Raw genomic sequence first — 17,858 nt, forward strand, 5'->3', positions numbered from 1 at the left:
GGATTTGGGTTGACCGCGGATTAGGCTTATCTGGTCCACCCCATAAATCTACGCGTTGCCGGCACACAGCGCATTTGCACACACTGCGCATTCGCAGCACGATGAACGAGAACGGGCGATTCAGCATGGCACCAGAGGCCCACGAGAAGGCGCACCACACGGTTCCGCAACTGGCCGACCGAACTCCGAGCATCACGGGCCGGGAAATAGTGGCCGAACTGGTGCCGCCTCCCCAGTTTGAACACGCCTCGTTCGAGAACTACCGGCCGGATCACGACTACCCGTCCCAGGTCGCGGCCGTTGAAAAGCTGCAGGAATTCGTGAACCCCCGGCCGGCCGGATTCTTTTCCCGCCGCCGACAGGCGAAGGACGACCTGCCGGGCATCTACCTCGATGGTGGGTTCGGTGTCGGCAAGACGCACCTGCTCGCAGCGCTCTGGCATGCCGCGACCGGCCCGAAATACTTTGGCACCTTCATCGAGTACACCGCCCTCGTGGGCGCCCTCGGCTATCAGGAAACCATCAAGGAGCTGCGCAGCGCGAAACTCATCTGCATCGACGAGTTCGAGCTCGACGATCCGGGTGACACCATGGTGATGACCCGGATGCTCGGCGAACTCGTCGCCACCGGCACCCGCGTCGCCGCCACGTCGAACACCCCGCCCAACTCGCTCGGCGAGGGCAGATTTGCCGCGCAGGACTTTCTCCGCGAGATCTCGGCGATGAGCGCCAACTTCGAGACCCTCCGCATCGACGGTCTCGACTACCGTCGCCGCAACGTCACCGGTCAGGCCGTGACGGTTGAGCCCGAGGCACGTGAACACCTCGTCAACACTCTGCTTGATCGTGGTTCGAAGGTCACCGAGGATGACTTCGGTTCCCTGATTCGTCACCTGGGCACCGTGCATCCGTCCAAATACATCAAGGTCATCCGTGACGTCGAGGTTATTGCTCTGCGGGGCGTTTTTCTCCTGACCGATCAGTCGGACGCCCTGCGTCTGGTCGCGTTCATTGACCGCGTCTATGACGCTGAGATTCCGATCGTGGCCAGTGGGCGTCCGCTCAATGAGGTGTTCGACGACGAGATGATGGCGGGCGGGTATCGCAAGAAATACCAGCGGTCGCAGTCGCGCATGGTCGCCCTCACTACGGGAGAGTTGCCGCCGCACACCGACTGACCCTGAAATCTGGCGTTAACAATTCGCCAACGTCCGTAACCGCAACGAAACACGTCGGAACGTTTGTTGTAACAGTCACCTCAGATACTGGAGTCGTATCCGAGGTGGATCGCCTCGCGCTACGCCCTGCACATTTGAGACGCGTGAGGACAATTCTATGGAAACCGGAAGCATTGCCTGGGGGCTGACCGCCACCGCGCTCGTGTTGTTAATGACACCGGGTGTCGCCTTCTTCTATGGCGGGCTGGTCAAGGCTAAAAGCGTCATCAGCATGATGATGATGAGCTTTGGTGCACTGGGCCTCATCAGCGTCCTGTGGATTCTGTACGGCTACAATATGAGCGCCGTGAACGGTCCCACCGAATTCGCCGGCAATCCGTTCTCCGACTTCGGCCTGGGCAATCTCGCCATGGGAGAGACGGGGAGCATCGACCTGCTCGGTGCCACGTACGGTGCCACATTCGCCATCATCACCGTCGCGCTCATCAGCGGGGCCGTTGCCGACCGGGCGAAGTTCGGATCCTGGATGATCTTCGCGGGTATCTGGGCGACCCTCGTCTACTTTCCGGTCGCAGCCTGGGTCTGGGGCGGCGGCTGGATCATGAAGCTCGGTGGAACGTTGGGCCTGCCGAGCGTCATCGATTATGCCGGTGGTACCGCGGTGCACATCAATGCCGGTGCCGCAGCTCTCGCGCTTGCCCTGGTCCTCGGCAAGCGCGTCGGGTTCCAGAAGGGCATCACCAAACCGCACAACGTACCGCTCGTGCTCATCGGCGCCTCGATTCTCTGGTTCGGCTGGTTCGGTTTCAACGCCGGTGCTGAATGGCTCAATGGCCTCGCCAATGTCGGCATCATCGTTATCAACACCCTGGGCGCCACGGCAGCGGCCATCCTCGCCTGGATGCTCGTGGAGAAATTCAAGGATGGCAAAGCCACCTCGGTGGGCGCCGCATCGGGCGCTGTTGCCGGCCTCGTCGCCATCACCCCGGCGTGCGCCAACCTGGAGCCGGGGTGGGCGCTCCTGCTCGGCGGGCTCTCCGGTGCCGTTTGCGCCCTCGCCGTTGAACTCAAGTTCAAGCTCGGCTTCGACGACTCGCTCGACGTCGTCGGCATCCACCTCGTCGGTGGCATCATCGGCACCCTGTACCTCGGCTTTTTCGCCATCAACACCGGACTCTTCACCGGCGGCGACCTCGGTCAGCTCGCGGTGCAGGCCATTGCAGGCTTTTCGGTTCTCGTCTACTCCTTCATCGTCGCGTACCTGCTTGGCCTCGCGATCGAGAAGACCATCGGCTTCCGCATCAAGAACGAAGACGAACTGGCCGGAATCGACACGAGTGTGCACGGCGAAGAGGGTTACGCCCTCGAGCGGGTCTAGCTTCTGACGTCGTCAGTGTGAACTGTCTGCCTGGCATGGGGCGGCACGGAATACGGGTTGACCCGCTTCCGTGCCGCCCTTCGTGCGTTGCGCGCTTCGTTGGCACCGCGCGCTGTTCGTGCGAAGCACATTGGTGCGGGGCAGAGTTCGTGCGGGGCAGTGTTGGTGCGGCTGTGTTTCTGCGAGCGAGCGGATACCGGTGGTTCAGCCGCGAACGCAGGTTCCCGATGATACCGGGGAGCTCAGACCGGGTGCCTGGCTGATAACCGGCTGCACTTCTTCGAGCGCGAGGGCATAGCCGACGTTCTCGGTGTTGGACGCCTTGGCAAAGATAACGCCGACCACCAGGCCGGATTCGCTCAGGAGAGGTCCGCCCGATTCGCCCTGCTGCACGTCCGAAGCCACGGTATACACCTGGCGGGGCGTCGGGTCCTGTCCATAAATGTCGGCGACGCTGATGGTGCCGATCGAGATGACCTGCGCCGGATCGGAGACATACGGCCCTCCGAAGGGATACCCGTCGGCGGCTGCGCCGCTGCCCGCCGGGAGATTTGCGCCGACGGTCAAGGGTGCAGCATCAAGGCCGGGCACCGAAATGATGGCGAGGTCATCGACCGGGTCGAAGTACACGATTTCGCCGGCCATCGTTTCACCGGCCGGCGTTTGCACGACGGGCTGGCTCACGCCAGCGACGACGTGCGCGTTTGTGACGACGCGGCCGTCAGAGACGACGAAGCCGCTGCCGGACTGGCTCTGCCCGCAGGCGTATGCCGTTCCGGTGATGCGTACGACCGACTTCGCCGCCACGGCCAGTGCCGGGCTGCTCGTGTCGGCTTCGGCGGCATCCGGTGCCGGTCCCGCGAATGCGTCGACGATGCGCGGCAGACCCTGCTGCACGGCCAATGAGCGCAGCTCGGCCATGAGCGCCTTGACCGGGTCGGGGGTGAGAGAGTCAATTCCTGAGACGACGGTGGAGGAGGCGATGGCGGGGGACAGGAAAGGGATGCCCAGGGCGCCGATGCTGAACGCGACCATCGACGCGACGAGGGCCGAGGCGACAGCGGCAAACGCTGATCCCAACACGCGGTTGAGGGTGCCGAGCGGGGAACGCCGTTTCCGGCTACCGAACATGCCACCCACCGACACACCGATCGAATGGCCGATGAGTACGAGCAGAATCGCCACGGCGATCGTGGCCGGAGTGCGCCATTCGGCCGCCGGCACCCAGGCACCCACGAGGGGCACGACAAAGAAGGCGGCTATCCCGCCGAGCACGGCTCCGACGATGCCGGTGAGGCTTTGCAACAGTCCGCTGCGGTAACCATTCACGAGGGCTACGAACAGGATGAGAACGAGAAAGAGGTCGAGAACGGTCGAACCCGGCATTCGTCTCCTCATCTGTGGTTCGTGTGGTGCAGCGCGACGATTTTGTCTTCCTTATGTTTACACAGGCCGCCTCCGCGATTGCTGAGCGGAACCGCCTCCCTGCATGCATTCCCGGGTGATCAACATGCGCAGGGGGTGCCCAGCGAGTACCGTGAGGCAGATCGAGAAAGGATTCGTATGGCGAACGCTGAGGCACATCCCATTTCCGCGATAGCACCGCCCCTGGCCGGAAGGGCCGCGGCGAGCCAGCGCTGGTCGCATGTGGTGTTTCTGCACTGGCGAGTGGATGCTGCTCTGGTCGCGCCGTTGTTGCCGAAAGGCCTCGTCCCCGACGAACACGACGGGTCGAGCTGGGTCGGCCTGATTCCCTTTGTGCTCGATCGCGCCACCATTCTCGGGAGCCCGCCGATTCCGTACTTCGGCACCTTCGTCGAAGTGAATGTTCGACTCTATGCAGTCGACTCCGAGGGCCGTCGCGGTGTCGTGTTTGTATCACTGGAGGCCGGTCGCCTCGCGGCCGTGCTGGCTGCCCGCGCCCTGTTCTCATTGCCCTACATCTGGTCGCGCACCCGACTCACGATTGATTCCGGCCAGTACCGGTACAACTCAACGCGACACGGGGACCATGCCAAGCGCTCAGAGATCGTGGCGCGACCGGGTGCAGGTGCTGTCGTTGATGATCCGTTGGCAGATTTTCTCACCGCACGATGGGCGTTGTTCACGAGCATCCGTGGGCGGACCGTGTATTTACGCAACCACCACGAGCCGTGGCCCTTGTTCGGGGCCGAGCTGGTCAGTCTCGATGACACGCTGTTGGCCGCGGCTGGATTTACCGGCCTCACCGATCGCGCGCCTGATTCTGTGCTTTATTCACCCGGCGTTACGACCTGGTTCGGCCGGGGAAAGTGACGACGCCAGCACTCAGAAAGATCTGGAAAAATGATCGTCACAGACAAATCCACAAGAGGAGCACACCATGGGATTTCTTGACTTTCTGCTGGGCCGCAAGGAGCAATCACCCACGGACAACCGGTCAAACCGTTCGACCGGCGCCCCCACGCGCAGCGAGGATGAGATCGCGGTCGAGCGCTACCAGTACCTGCTGCGCACGGCCCCACCCGAAACCATCGAACAGGTGCACAGCGAGGCGTTCTCAAAGTTGACCGACGAGCAGCGCGACATTCTCTTTCGCCAACTCACCGAGAACGTCGAACCGAGCGAACGCCCGGTGGACGCCGCACCGGCCACGCTCGCCCAAGCCGCGACCCGGGCTGAACTGCGTCAGCCCGGCACGCTGACGCGCTCGTTTGGAAACCAGAACGGAATGGGCTTTGGCGGCATGATGGGCAGCTCGCTGCTTGGCACCGTTGCCGGATTCGTCATTGGTTCGGCACTGGTCAGCGCCTTTATGCCGATGGATGGCGGCGGTACGGATGCTGGCGGTACGGATGCCGGCGCCGACGCCAACACCGAAACCAACGCGGACCCCGCGAGCGATGCGGGCGGCGACTCCGGCGGAGATTTCGGTGGCGATTTTGGTGGCGGCGACTTCGGCTTCTGAGCCTGTTAAATTCTGGGCCTGTACGCTTCTGGGCCTGTACGCTTCTGGGCCTGTTAGTGAATAGCGGCGATGGCCTCGCCGATCGGCACGTCGCCGTCGGTGAATTCAATGAACGCGCCCACGGTATTGTCGTCGGCCAGCACGGCCGCGGCAACGAGCGCCACGTTCTCGCGTGAGGTGTCACCAGTCGCTTTCGAGCCCACATTGATGGAGCCCGTCGCGGCGGCCAGGGTCAACGTGCTCGGTCCGAGAATGGTCCAGTTCAACGAGGTGGCGCGCAGATAGTCATCGGCGGCAGCCTTGGCCTCATAGTAGGCAAACATGCCGTTGTCGGGTGAGGCACCGTGATCGGCACGTGATCCCAGATACGACACCATCACGTAACGGTTGATGCCGGCTTGAGCGGCGGCATCCATCGAGCGGATGGCCGCGTCCCGGTCCACCGCGTACGTGCGCTCTGCGCTTCCTCCGCCGGCGCCGGCGGACCAGACCACCGCATCATGCCCCGCGAGTGCTTTGGCCATCTCATCCGCCGACAGGTGCTCGACATCCGCTACGAGCGGCGTTGCACCGGTCGCCGTGACGTCGTCGACGTGTTCGGGGTTACGGATGAGCGAGGAGACGTCATGTCCCGCCGTCGTGAGCAAACGAGCCAGGTGGAGGGCAACTTTTCCGTGTCCGCCGATTATCGCAATTTTTGTCATGCATTCAGCCTCCCACGATTGACTGAAAGCGAGTCTTAGATGTGAACAAAGCCGAGCAACCGGGCGCTCAGGGCAACGCAGAACAGTTGAGCGACGATGAAAACGGCCACCCAGAAAATACCCGGAAGGTGGGTGAGTCTCGTTAATTGGTCGGCGTCCGACGAGGAGCCGCCTCGACGCGACCGGGATTGCTGCAGTTCGAAAGACGTGCGCAGGGAGCCGAAAAGGAGAACCAGGGTGACCAACAGCGCGAACACACCCCGCACCTGGGGCGACCCAAACCAGGAGACACTGAACACGACGGCGCCTGTGACGGCAACCGACCAGAGCCCAAACCAGTTGCGGATCTGTATGAGCAGCAATGCCAGCAGCACGAGAAGTGCCCATAAGAGGCCCACGTCGTAGCCCAAACTGAGTAACCAGGCCGCGCCGAGGCCGAGCAGCGCTGCGGCCGGGTAGCCGGCCAGCAGCGTGAAGATCATTCCGGGGCCGGTCGGGCGTCCTCGACTCACGGTGAGCCCGGAAGTGTCCGAATGCAAGCGGATGCCGCCCAATCGTCGCCCGCTCAGCACAGCGACGATACCGTGCCCGCCCTCGTGCACAATCGTGATGACGTGTCGCGCGAGGCGCCACATCGGAGGAAAGACCACGATCACAGCAGCTGCTGCCACGGTTAGCCAGGCAATGAGCGGTTCCAGCATGGCATGTGGTGTCGTTATGCGTTGCCAGATGTCGAGAAGTACGTCCATGTCCCTCAGACTAAGTTGGCCCGACCGCGAGAGGCGGTCAACAAGAAAAAACCCCCGGGTGAACGGGGGTTTTCTTGGTGGGCGATGCGGGACTTGAACCCACGACCTCTTCCGTGTGAAGGAAGCGCGCTACCAGCTGCGCCAATCGCCCATTTGCTTTTCGCACGACAGCCAAGGCTTGTCTTGCGACTTTTGATACTAGCCCAGACTGGCGCGCCGCCGCACATCGAGACCGAACCGGGAGTGGCGCGCGTGCCGTGCGCGGCCACCAGATAGGTCACGGCATGCCGTCGCGCCGACCGACGCAACACGCCGTAAACGGCTCGGTTTGGTTTCCGTCTTGCTATTCGGCTAGAGTCTCCAAGTACGCAGAAATGCGGACAGTTGCGGATGTGGCGCAGTGGTAGCGCATCACCTTGCCAAGGTGAGGGTCGCGAGTTCGAATCTCGTCATCCGCTCGAATGAACTGGAATCGGTCGAAAGGCCGGTTCCAATTCGTTTGGTATGAACCCATATGGTGTAAACCCACATGGTGGATTGGCCGAGAGGCGAGGCAGCGGCCTGCAAAGCCGTTAACACGGGTTCGAATCCCGTATCCACCTCCATTCTTTGTGCACGTCCTGAAGAATAGATAGTTCCCAGAATCTTGGGCGATTGGCGCAGCGGTAGCGCGCTTCCCTGACACGGAAGAGGTCACTGGTTCGATCCCAGTATCGCCCACAGAGCATTTCCTGCTGAACGAGAACCCCGGTCATCCGGGGTTTTTTTCTGCCCGAAGCCTCGTCGCACGACGAGCGGCAGGGGAGCAGCGGGGTCCTCGGCGCCGATTTCGTCATTGAACTCTCGACGGTATCGGTGTGAGGTCGGAGCCCGGACATGACCGGGCTCCGATCTCACACCTCCTGCTACCGAACTACCCGTACGATTTTCGGCACGGTCAACGCCTGAGCGAACTTCGGCGTGCCCAGGTAGCGGGCTACCAGCACGTGAGCGCCGACCTTGAGCGACGCGTACCTGAACGTGGCTGAACCGTTCTTGAGCGCCACCGGGGTGCCGACCTTCGTTGTCACGTCGTAGAACTGCACGAAACCGGTCACCACGGCGGTGCCGGAGCGCGGAGCGAATTTCGCCACAGCCGTGACGGCGGTGCCGACAATAACCGAACCTCTCGGCGACACGGTCAGCGTTCCAGCGACCTTGCTGGCCCTGGCGGTCTTGGGCAGAACCGTGACCGTCACCGCTGGCGACGTCGACGACTCGTAGAACACGGCGAAACTTTCGGCGGTGATGCGGTGCACCCCCACGGACAGACTCGTCGTGGTCACGGTGGAATGCCATTCGCCGAACACCTGGTTGCCAACGAGTGGCTGGCCGTTGTCGTAGAAAGTGATCTCTTCGCCTGATCGGTCACCGTTTAGGGCGCGCCCCTGACTGTCCGTGACGTTCGCCGTGAAGGTGATGCGCTGCCCGGCCGTTATGGTGCCTGACGGCGTCGCGGTCAGCGTCGTTTTCGTATCGGGACCGGTCGGCACGAAGTAGTTGAAGGTTTTCGAGGCCGGGGCAAAGTTCTTATCCCCGAGGTAGTCCACTCGAAACTGGCGCGTCCCGGCCACGCTGGGATGAGCGTCGGAGTAGAACACACCGGCCGTGTCGCTCGGCAGGAGCGGCGGCGTTTCGGTGGGGTTGCCCGGCTCGAGGGAGACGACCCGAACAGTCCCCGTCGGGACGCGTGTGGCGGGGGTGGTGGGCGTGATCTCGCCATAAACGGACGCGGCCTGCCCGGCGAAATAGATGTCGAACGTGCCGGCCACGATACTCACCGTGGCCCGCCCCGTGGAAAGGGCCGGGGCATCCGTTACCGCCGATGCTGCCGGCGCGGCGATGAGGGCGCCGAGCATCACGGCGGCCGGTAATAACAGCGCGGGAAAGCGCCACGAGCGCCTCGCGCCCGCATGGCTGGAATGGGATGGGTGCGGTGCAAGTATCATTTCTCGCTTCTTTGCGGTCGGTAGTGATCGGTCCCCCAAATTACGGTCAAGATACTCCGATATCGGCGGGGCTAGAAGTGCGGGCGTGCGTTTTCGCGGCGGCGTGATCTCGCAACCGACGAGCGCACCCGCGCACGCCGCTAAAGTTGACGGGTAGGCAAACAACAGGGAGTTATACACGTGGCTGACGGCTTTGCGCTTTTCACCGATCGATCCATTGTCGCCATGCGCGTCAACGGCGAGTTGAAAGACCTGGCCGCCACGGTGTTGCCAACGGATACCGTCGAACCGGTCAGCATAAATTCTCCCGACGGCCTCAGCATCCTGCGCCACTCCGCCGCTCACGTGCTCGCCCAGGCAGTGCAAACGGTGAACCCGACCGCCAAGCTCGGTATCGGCCCGCCCATCACCGACGGGTTCTACTACGACTTCGACGTCGAGGTTCCGTTCACCCCGGACGACGTGAAGTCACTGGAAAAAGCGATGGATCGCATTATTCGCCAGGGGCAGCGCTTCGTGCGCCGAGTCGTGACCGATGACGAAGCCCGAGCCGAACTCGCTGCCGAACCGTACAAGCTCGAACTCATCGGGCTGAAGGGCGGCTCCACCACCGAAGACAATGAGTCGGTCGAGGTCGGCGGCGCCGAACTCACCATCTACGACAACGTCGACCCGAAGACGGGGGAGACGGTCTGGAAAGACCTCTGCCGCGGTCCGCACCTGCCCAATACCCGCATGATCGGCAACGGCTACTCGCTCACCCGGCTGGCCGCCGCCTACTGGCGTGGCTCCGAGAAGAACCCGCAGCTGCAGCGCATCTACGGCACAGCCTGGCCCACCAAGGACGAACTGCGCGCCTACCAAACCCGCCAGGAAGAGGCCGCCAAGCGCGATCATCGCAAGCTCGGCGCCGAACTCGACCTGTTCAGCTTTCCTGAGGAGATCGGCTCGGGCCTGGCCGTATTCCATCCCAAGGGCGGCATCATCCGTCAGGAGATGGAAAGCTACTCCCGCAAGCGCCACGTTGAAGCCGGCTACGACTTCGTCTACTCGCCGCACATCACCAAGTCGACCCTGTTCGAGACCTCGGGCCACCTCGACTGGTACCGCGAAGGCATGTTCCCGCCGATGCACCTCGACGAGGAACGTGACGAGACCGGCCATGTCACCCGCCAGGGCGTCGACTACTACCTCAAGCCCATGAACTGCCCGTTCCACAACCTCATCTTCAAGTCCAGCGGCCGCAGCTACCGCGAGCTGCCGATGCGCCTGTTCGAATTCGGGTCGGTCTACCGCTACGAGAAGTCCGGCGTGCTCAACGGGCTCACCCGCGTGCGCGGCATGACCCAGGACGACGCCCACATCTACACGACCAAAGAAGGCATGAAAGAAGAGCTCACCAGCACGCTTAACTTCGTGCTGCAGCTGCTCGCCGACTATGGCCTCGAGGACTACTACCTCGAACTGTCCACGAAAGACCCGAAAAAGTTCGTCGGCAGCGACGACGCCTGGAATGAAGCGACCGAGACACTGCGGGAAGTCGCGGAGGCATCCGGTCTCGATCTCGTCGCCGACCCGGGCGGGGCGGCGTTCTACGGCCCCAAGATCTCGGTGCAGGCCCGAGATGCCATCGGCCGCACCTGGCAGATGTCGACCATCCAGCTCGACTTCAACCTGCCCGAACGGTTCGACCTCGAATACACGGCGAACGACGGCAGCCGCCAGCGCCCGGTCATGATCCACCGCGCCCTATTCGGCTCGATCGAACGCTTCTTCGCCGTGCTCACCGAGCACTACGCCGGAGCGTTCCCGGTCTGGCTGGCGCCGGTGCAGGTCGTCGGCATCCCCGTCTCCGAGCAGTACGGCCCGTACCTCGACGACGTGATCGCCACCCTGAAGAAGGCTGGCGTGCGCGCTGAGGTCGACCATTCCGACGACCGCATGCAGAAGAAGATTCGCACCCACACCAAAGCCAAGGTGCCCTACCAGCTCATTGTGGGCGAAGACGACCAGGCCAACGGAGCGCTGAGTTTTCGTTTTCGTGACGGTACACAGCAAAATGGCGTGCCGGTCGCCGAGGCCGTGCGCCTCATCGTGGAATCGATCGAGAACCGCGCCCAGGTCACCACGAGCCCGGTTGCCCCGATCCCGGCCGAAGTACAGGCGTAGCATGACGGAAATTCCGGACGATCGGCTGCGCGGCTCGGACACTGGCGACGCGGGTGCGAGCGAAACCGCTGCCGAGTTCGCGGCGGTTCCGGATGCCTTCCAACGGCTCTGGACACCGCATCGGATGGTCTATATCCAGGATGGGCAGCAGCCGCACCCGGATGACTGCCCGTTCTGCATCGCTCCGGGTCTGGACGATGAGAAGGCGCTGATCGTGGCGCGCGGTACCCATGCTTACGTGCTGCTCAACCTATTTCCGTACAACAGCGGTCACCTGCTGGTCTGCCCGTATCGGCACGTCGCCACCTACGACCAGGCCACACCGGAGGAGGTCGCCGAGATCGGCGAACTCACGCAGATCGCCATGCGGGTTCTGACGCAGGTGTCCAATTGTGACGGATTCAACATCGGCATGAATCAGGGGCGCATCGCCGGGGCGGGCATCGCCGAGCACCTGCACCAGCACATCGTGCCGCGCTGGGCCCTCGACTCGAATTTCTTTCCGATCATCGCCGGCACCAAGGCCATTCCGCGCCTGCTCGGCGACGTGCGGCGCGAAATCGCTGACGGCTGGCCCAGCATCGTAAAGCCCGCTGCGGCGACCCGCTAACTCGATTCACACTGGACACGTGTTGGTGCGCGCCCGGTCCTACCCTGTCAGTGCACCAGCCGCCGACCAGACCACCACCGTGCAAGGAATATAATCGTATTATGACTAAATCAACCTCCGCCGAGCAGTTCGGCTCGAGCCGCGTCAAGCGTGGACTCGCCGAAATGCTCAAGGGCGGCGTCATCATGGACGTCGTCACCGCTGCCCAGGCTCGTATTGCTGAAGACGCCGGCGCTGTCGCCGTCATGGCTCTTGAACGCGTTCCCGCCGACATTCGCTCACAGGGTGGCGTAGCCCGGATGAGCGACCCTGACCTCATCGACAGCATCATCGCGGAGGTCAACATTCCGGTCATGGCCAAGGCTCGTATCGGCCACTTCGTCGAGGCGCAGATTCTTGAAGTGCTCGGCGTTGACTACATCGATGAGTCCGAGGTGCTCAGCCCGGCCGACTACATGAACCACATCGACAAATGGAATTTCACCATTCCCTTCGTCTGCGGTGCTACCAACCTCGGGGAGGCGCTTCGCCGTATCAATGAGGGCGCGGCCATGATCCGTTCCAAGGGAGAAGCCGGCACCGGCGACGTCTCCGAAGCCACCAAGCACATCCGCACCATCAACGGCGAGATCAAGCGTCTCACCTCACTCAGTCGCGACGAACTGTACGTCGCCGCCAAGGAGCTGCAGGCACCCTACGAGCTCGTCGCCGAAATCGCCTCCACCGGTAAGCTACCCGTCGTGCTGTTCACCGCCGGAGGCGTGGCCACCCCGGCTGACGCTGCCATGATGATGCAACTCGGCGCTGACGGCGTTTTCGTCGGCTCCGGCATCTTCAAGTCGGGCAACCCCGAGCAGCGCGCAGCAGCTATCGTCAAGGCCGTCACGTTCTACGACGACGCCAAGGTCATCGCAGATGTCTCGCGTGGCCTCGGCGAAGCCATGGTCGGCATCAACGTGTCGGACATTCCCGCGCCGCACCTCCTCTCGACCCGCGGCTGGTAACTGAGCGGTTCGTGACGATCCTCTCCATGCGCACCCGATCGGCAGAAACCGCTGTACCGGCAGGTCTGCGGGTCGGGGTGCTCGCCCTGCAGGGCGATTTTCGCGAACACGCGCACGTGTTGCGCGAACTCGGCGCACACGTCGACCCGATACGCCGCCCGGAAGAACTCGACCGAATCGACGGTCTGGTCATCCCGGGCGGTGAATCGAGCGTCATGGACAAACTCGCCCGCACGTTCGGTCTTGCCGAGCCGCTGACGGCCGCCATTCGGGGCGGATTGCCGGTCTACGGTACGTGCGCCGGCCTCATCATGCTTGCCGACACGATTATCGACGGTATGAACGGTCAACAGAGTCTCGGCGGACTCGACATCGTGGTGCGCCGCAACGCCTTCGGGTCGCAGACGGCCTCCTTTGAGACCGACCTCGACATTCCGGTGCTCGGTCAGCAGCCGGTGCATGCCGTGTTCATTCGAGCGCCGGTCGTGGAGACCATCGGTGCGCGGGCGACCGCGCTGGCCACCCTCGATGATGGGCGCTGCGTCGCTGTCGAGCAAGGAAACCTGCTCGGAACCTCCTTTCACCCGGAAATCACCGGAGAATATCGTTTTCACCAGTATTTCCTGCAGAAAGTGATTTCCGCCGCACGGTGAGAAGTCGGCTTAATTGTGCCGGGTGCGCGAGTGTGGCTAGGGTTCAGACATGACTCAGACAACCGGTGGTCAACGATGACCCGATATGTAGCACTGCTCCGTGGCATCAACGTCAACGGCATCACCATAGCCATGACGGATCTTGCTGAAACATTTCACGAACTCGGTTATACCGACGTCAAAACCGTGTTGGCAAGTGGCAATGTGATCTTCAGTATCGACAGTCCGCTCGTTGATAAAACGGATGCTGCCGCGCTCAAGGCCCGCATCGAGAAGGCCTTGGCCGCTCGGTTTGACTATGAGGCGTGGATCGTGCTCGTCGACGCCGAATCCCTCGATCGGATCGTTCGCGCGTACCCCTTCGACGCGGACCGCGACGGCTGGCATCCGTATGTGATGTTCTCCTCCGACCCGGGACATCTCAGCGAACTCGCCGGACACCGCAAAGAACTCGAGGCCGCCGAGGAACGCATCGAACTCGGCCATGGTGTGCTCTATTGGGAGGTTCGCAAGTCGGTCGGCATCAAGAGTGCTTTCAGCAAGAAGAGTGCCAAGCTCAAGTACCGCAACACGACGACCACCCGCAACCTGCACACTCTGCACAAGCTGCTGGAACTCACACCGGGATAGACTGATTTAGCACTTACGTGTGCAAAAACCACGCACTGCCGCCGCCCGCAGCGTAACGGCCAAATGGCCACGGGCCGCCGGCGCCTGCTGCACCACGTCCAAACGATCGAGCACAACAACGGGAGATGTATGTCCGGGCATTCCAAATGGGCCACCACCAAGCACCAGAAGGCGGTCACCGACTCCAGGCGGGCCAAGGCGTTCGCCAAGCTCATCAAGAACATCGAGGTTGCGGCTCGATTGGGCGGCGCTGACCTCTCGGGTAACCCGACGCTGGTCGATGCCATTCAGAAGGCCAAGAAGACCTCGGTACCCAACGACAACATCGACCGCGCGGTCAAGCGCGGTGCAGGCCTATCGGGCGAGCAGGTCGACTACACGACCATCATGTACGAGGGCTACGCCACCCACGGTGTCGCGATTATGATCGAGTGCCTCACCGACAATAAAAACCGCGCAGCGGCCGAGGTGCGCACCGCGATGGCCCGCAACGGCGGGGCCATGGCCGATCCGGGCAGCGTCGCCTACAACTTTCACCGCAAGGGCGTCGTTGTGGTCAAGCACCTGCCGACGCTCACCGAAGACGACATCATGCTTGCCGTTCTCGATGCCGGCGCCGAAGAGGTCATTGACGAGGGTGAGACCTTCGAGATCCATTCCAATGTGAGCGACCTCGTCGCTACCCGTACCGCGCTGCAGGCCGCTGGAATCGACTATGAGTCAGCGGATATCGCTTTCATTCCCTCGCTCAAGATCGAAGTCGACGCCGAAACGGCCCGTAAGGTGTTCCACCTGATCGACGCCATGGAAGATCTTGACGACGTGCAGAACGTGTACTCCAATTACGATCTGTCGGCCGAGGTGCAGGCCGCACTCGCGAGCGAGTCCGAGTAGTCCGATGGCGGTACGGGTTCTCGGCATCGATCCGGGCCTCACCCGTTGCGGTGTGGGCGTGGTCGACGTCGAGGGTAACCGCTCGGCTCGCCTGGTGGATGTGACGGTGCTGCGCAGCGCACCCGATCTGCCCCTGGAGCAGCGTCTGCTGCTGCTGGCCCAGGGCTTGGAAGACATGCTCGACCGCCACCGGCCTCAATTCATTGCCATTGAACGCGTCTTCGCCCAGCACAACGTGCGCACCGTCATGGGCACCGCGCAGATCAGCGGTGTCGCCCTGCTGCTCGCCGCGAAGCGGGGCCTGCCGGTGACCCTGCACACCCCGAGTGAAGTGAAGGCGGCCATCACCGGCTACGGTGCTGCCGACAAGAAACAAGTCGGCACGATGGTCGCCCGCATCCTGGGGCTCACCGAAATTCCCCAACCAGCCGACGCAGCGGATGCCCTCGCCCTCGCGATCTGCCACGCCTGGCGTACCGGGGCATCCGGTGGCACTCTGCCGACCATCACCTCGGTGAAAGCGGCCGCCGTCATGCCCGGAGCGCTCACCCCCGCCCAGAAAGCGTGGCGCGACGCCGAACGTAAATCGGTGCCAGCAGTGTCGGTGGTGCCCCGTAGTCTTAAGCGGTGATCTCCTCCGTACGTGGCCCTGTTCGCTCAGCTGTCGGCTCAACCGTCGTGATCGAGGTCGGCGGTGTCGGTCTCGCCATGCAGGTGACGCCGGCCACCGCCCTCGGCCTGCGCATCGACGAGGAAGCCCGGCTGGTGACCGTACTCATCGTGCGCGAGGATTCGCTCACGCTCTATGGCTTTCCGAGCGGCGATGAGCTCGCCGTCTTCGAACTGCTCGTCGGTGTGACCGGTGTGGGCCCCAAGTCCGCTCTCGGAGTGCTCGCGGTGCTCACCCCCAACCAGATCGCGCAGGCTGTGGCCGGTGATGACGACGGCGTGTTCCGCAAGGTCAGTGGCATCGGACCGAAAACGGCAAAACTCATCGTGCTCTCCCTGGCCGGCAAACTCGCTGTGACGGCGGCAACTTCTCCAACCCGAACAGCCGGGGCCTCCTCGGTCGCGGCCAGCGTGCTGGCTGCACTGATCGGCCTCGGCTGGTCGGAACGGGTCGCGGCGGAGGCGGTCGACGAGACCCTGTCCGAGCTGGCAGATGCCGCCGGTACAGAGTCCGCGCCGCCGGCGGTTGCCGCTGTGCTCCGGTTGGCCCTCGGCCGGCTTGGACCGGCAGCGCACCACGTTACCGGCGCGGCGGCCGCCGCGAGCACCGGAACGGCTCGCTCGTGACAACCGATCCATCTATCGAGAACCCGGCCGTCCAGCTGGTCAACCCCTCGCTGGAAAGCGAGTCAGAGCTGGCGTTCGAGGGCGCCCTGCGCCCGGCGAGTCTGGGTGAATTCGTTGGCCAGAAGAAGGTGCGTGGGCAGTTGCAGCTGCTGCTGACCGCTGCGACGATGCAGAATCGCACACCCGACCACATCCTTCTGGCCGGCCCTCCCGGCCTCGGCAAGACCACCCTGGCCATGATCGTCGCCTACGAGGGCAACCGTCCGTTGCGCATGTCGAGCGGTCCAGCCATTCAACACGCCGGCGATCTCGCGGCCGTGCTGTCGTCCCTGGTGCCCGGCGAGGTACTCTTCATCGACGAGATCCACCGCATGGCTCGCTCCGCCGAAGAGATGCTCTACCTCGCCATGGAGGACTTTCGCATCGACATCATGGTCGGCAAGGGCGCCGGTGCTACCTCGGTCCCGCTCGAACTGGCCCCGTTCACCCTGGTCGGCGCTACTACCCGGTCCGGGCTGCTGCCGAACCCCTTGCGCGACCGATTCGGTTTCACCGCCCATCTCGAGTTCTACGCCCAGAGCGAGCTCGAACAAGTTCTCGCTCGGGCAGCACTTTTAATCGGCCTGCCGATCAAAAAGGATGCTCTCGCCGAAATCGCTGGGCGATGCCGCGGCACGCCACGCATCGCAAATCGCCTGCTGCGTCGGGTACGTGACTATGCGCTCGTGCACGGGGGAGCGGCCGACATTGCCGCGGTGCATGCAGCTCTCGAACTCTATGACGTCGATGCGATCGGCCTCGACCGCCTCGATCGCGAGGTGATGAAGATCATCCTGACCCGGTTCGCGGGAGGGCCGGTAGGGCTCAACACCCTGGCCGTGTCTGTTGGTGAAGAGTCCGAAACGGTGGAGGCGGTGGTAGAGCCGTTTCTGGTGCGGATAGGATTTCTCACGCGCACCCCGCGAGGTCGAGTTGCCACCAGCGCGGCGTGGCAACACTTCGGTCTGACCTCTCCTCAGGGTAGTGCGACCCTTCTTGACCTATAATTCAATTTGGCCCGTCTGCCTATAGCTCTAATTCAGTAGGCGCGTCCCCGCAAATCGGGCCCCCATCACAAGCTTCGGCCACTCGTGCCGCAATCGAAAGGTAGTACAGTTTTATGGATTCATTGACTCTCGTCATGTTGGCCGTTTTGGCCGTTCTCGTCTTCTTCATGTTCCGAAACGGCCGCAAGCGCAAGAAAGACCAGGAAGCGCTGCAGGCCACCATGGTTCCCGGCGCAGACGTTATGACTAACTTCGGCATGTACGGCACGATCATCGCTATTGATGAAGAGGCCAACAAAGTCGAGCTGCAGATTGCCCCCGGCGTCGTCGTCGAAATTCACCGTCAGACCATCGCCCGCGTGGTGGAGCCGGTTGTCGTCGACGTTTCCGAGGGCTCTAGTGTTGATAGCATCGACTCGCTCACCGAGCCGGAATTTGGTCAGCGCGTTGCCGACGTCGACACCGACACCACCGAACAGCCCAAAAAAGGTGACGCGTAGTTTTCAACTTTTAGGGCATACTCGCTTGGCACCATAGTTCACACAACGCACGTACTGCATCACGCGGCGCGCCCACGCATGTTGGCGTGGGCGCCAACAGAAAGCTGAGTTC

At 62.9% G+C, this 17,858-nt stretch carries 18 protein-coding genes and 4 tRNA genes; 17 read left to right on the forward strand and 5 right to left on the reverse strand.

The window, feature by feature from the left end; all coding sequences use genetic code 11:
• Window positions 1–125: 125 nt before the first annotated feature.
• Window positions 126–1,178 carry a cell division protein ZapE gene (gene zapE / locus E3T38_RS09955; RefSeq protein WP_134548264.1) on the forward strand — a complete coding sequence of 351 codons (1,053 nt, stop codon included), beginning with the start codon at window positions 126–128 and terminating at the stop codon, window positions 1,176–1,178.
• Window positions 1,179–1,335: 157 nt separating this feature from the next.
• On the forward strand, window positions 1,336–2,556 hold the full coding sequence (locus tag E3T38_RS09960; protein ID WP_134548090.1) for an ammonium transporter: 1,221 nt from the start codon (window positions 1,336–1,338) through the stop codon (window positions 2,554–2,556).
• Window positions 2,557–2,760: 204 nt separating this feature from the next.
• Here E3T38_RS09960 and E3T38_RS09965 read toward each other — a convergent pair whose 3' ends face one another.
• The gene (locus E3T38_RS09965; RefSeq protein ID WP_134548091.1) at window positions 2,761–3,942 is read right to left on the reverse strand and encodes a MarP family serine protease; all 1,182 of its coding nucleotides are present in this window, start codon (window positions 3,940–3,942) and stop codon (window positions 2,761–2,763) included.
• A 177-nt stretch (window positions 3,943–4,119) separates the two neighbouring features.
• Here E3T38_RS09965 and E3T38_RS09970 point away from each other — a divergent pair, with 177 nt between their 5' ends.
• Both E3T38_RS09970 and E3T38_RS09975 read left to right on the forward strand, forming a co-directional pair.
• The gene (locus E3T38_RS09970; RefSeq protein WP_134548092.1) at window positions 4,120–4,851 is read left to right on the forward strand and encodes a YqjF family protein; all 732 of its coding nucleotides are present in this window, start codon (window positions 4,120–4,122) and stop codon (window positions 4,849–4,851) included.
• Between the two features lie 67 nt (window positions 4,852–4,918).
• Window positions 4,919–5,503 (forward strand): hypothetical protein, encoded by a 585-nt coding sequence (locus E3T38_RS09975; protein WP_134548093.1) that lies wholly within the window; start codon window positions 4,919–4,921, stop codon window positions 5,501–5,503.
• 53 nt (window positions 5,504–5,556) lie between these two features.
• Here E3T38_RS09975 and E3T38_RS09980 read toward each other — a convergent pair whose 3' ends face one another.
• The 3 genes from E3T38_RS09980 to E3T38_RS09990 form a co-directional block, all read right to left on the reverse strand.
• Window positions 5,557–6,207: an SDR family oxidoreductase gene (locus E3T38_RS09980; RefSeq protein ID WP_134548094.1), complete on the reverse strand. Its 651-nt coding sequence runs from the start codon at window positions 6,205–6,207 to the stop codon at window positions 5,557–5,559.
• Window positions 6,208–6,242: 35 nt separating this feature from the next.
• Complete coding sequence (locus E3T38_RS09985; RefSeq protein WP_134548095.1) at window positions 6,243–6,956, reverse strand: M50 family metallopeptidase; 714 nt, start codon at window positions 6,954–6,956, stop codon at window positions 6,243–6,245.
• Between the two features lie 75 nt (window positions 6,957–7,031).
• Window positions 7,032–7,107, reverse strand: a tRNA-Val gene (locus E3T38_RS09990).
• A 235-nt stretch (window positions 7,108–7,342) separates the two neighbouring features.
• Here E3T38_RS09990 and E3T38_RS09995 point away from each other — a divergent pair.
• The 3 genes from E3T38_RS09995 (at window position 7,343) to E3T38_RS10005 (ending at window position 7,676) form a co-directional block, all read left to right on the forward strand.
• Window positions 7,343–7,414: transfer RNA gene (locus E3T38_RS09995), tRNA-Gly, on the forward strand.
• A gap of 73 nt (window positions 7,415–7,487) precedes the next feature.
• Window positions 7,488–7,561: transfer RNA gene (locus E3T38_RS10000), tRNA-Cys, on the forward strand.
• A gap of 43 nt (window positions 7,562–7,604) precedes the next feature.
• Window positions 7,605–7,676: transfer RNA gene (locus tag E3T38_RS10005), tRNA-Val, on the forward strand.
• Window positions 7,677–7,861: 185 nt separating this feature from the next.
• Here the strand turns inward: E3T38_RS10005 and E3T38_RS10010 are convergent.
• Window positions 7,862–8,944, reverse strand: a complete 1,083-nt coding sequence (locus E3T38_RS10010; RefSeq protein WP_134548096.1) for an Ig-like domain-containing protein — start codon at window positions 8,942–8,944, stop codon at window positions 7,862–7,864.
• Window positions 8,945–9,124: 180 nt separating this feature from the next.
• On the opposite strand from E3T38_RS10010, the gene thrS reads away from it, so the two are divergent.
• From thrS to yajC, 10 genes are all read left to right on the forward strand, one after another.
• Complete coding sequence (gene thrS, locus E3T38_RS10015; RefSeq protein WP_134548097.1) at window positions 9,125–11,113, forward strand: threonine--tRNA ligase; 1,989 nt, start codon at window positions 9,125–9,127, stop codon at window positions 11,111–11,113.
• A gap of 1 nt (window position 11,114) precedes the next feature.
• A complete protein-coding gene (locus E3T38_RS10020) occupies window positions 11,115–11,723 on the forward strand; it encodes an HIT domain-containing protein (protein ID WP_134548098.1) in 609 nt (202 codons plus the stop codon).
• A 101-nt stretch (window positions 11,724–11,824) separates the two neighbouring features.
• Window positions 11,825–12,727, forward strand: a complete 903-nt coding sequence (gene pdxS / locus E3T38_RS10025) for a pyridoxal 5'-phosphate synthase lyase subunit PdxS (protein ID WP_104197914.1) — start codon at window positions 11,825–11,827, stop codon at window positions 12,725–12,727.
• Window positions 12,728–12,753: 26 nt separating this feature from the next.
• Window positions 12,754–13,380, forward strand: coding sequence for a pyridoxal 5'-phosphate synthase glutaminase subunit PdxT (pdxT, locus tag E3T38_RS10030; RefSeq protein ID WP_134548265.1), 627 nt, complete (start codon window positions 12,754–12,756; stop codon window positions 13,378–13,380).
• Between the two features lie 75 nt (window positions 13,381–13,455).
• Complete coding sequence (locus E3T38_RS10035) at window positions 13,456–14,010, forward strand: DUF1697 domain-containing protein (RefSeq protein ID WP_104197916.1); 555 nt, start codon at window positions 13,456–13,458, stop codon at window positions 14,008–14,010.
• 129 nt (window positions 14,011–14,139) lie between these two features.
• Window positions 14,140–14,904 (forward strand): YebC/PmpR family DNA-binding transcriptional regulator, encoded by a 765-nt coding sequence (locus E3T38_RS10040; protein WP_104129021.1) that lies wholly within the window; start codon window positions 14,140–14,142, stop codon window positions 14,902–14,904.
• A 4-nt stretch (window positions 14,905–14,908) separates the two neighbouring features.
• On the forward strand, window positions 14,909–15,535 hold the full coding sequence (gene ruvC / locus E3T38_RS10045) for a crossover junction endodeoxyribonuclease RuvC (RefSeq protein WP_134548099.1): 627 nt from the start codon (window positions 14,909–14,911) through the stop codon (window positions 15,533–15,535).
• A complete protein-coding gene (gene ruvA / locus E3T38_RS10050) occupies window positions 15,532–16,200 on the forward strand; it encodes a Holliday junction branch migration protein RuvA (protein ID WP_134548100.1) in 669 nt (222 codons plus the stop codon). The genes ruvC and ruvA overlap by 4 nt, the downstream gene beginning before the upstream one ends.
• Before the next feature lie 35 nt (window positions 16,201–16,235).
• Entirely contained in the window at window positions 16,236–17,246 is a 1,011-nt protein-coding gene (gene ruvB / locus E3T38_RS10055; protein ID WP_134548266.1) for a Holliday junction branch migration DNA helicase RuvB, read from the forward strand.
• Between the two features lie 113 nt (window positions 17,247–17,359).
• Window positions 17,360–17,746, forward strand: a complete 387-nt coding sequence (yajC, locus tag E3T38_RS10060; RefSeq protein ID WP_104129024.1) for a preprotein translocase subunit YajC — start codon at window positions 17,360–17,362, stop codon at window positions 17,744–17,746.
• The last annotated feature ends 112 nt before the right edge of the window (window positions 17,747–17,858 follow it).

Origin of the sequence: Cryobacterium sp. Hb1, assembly GCF_004403585.1 — a bacterium.
GTDB lineage: Bacteria > Actinomycetota > Actinomycetes > Actinomycetales > Microbacteriaceae > Cryobacterium > Cryobacterium lyxosi.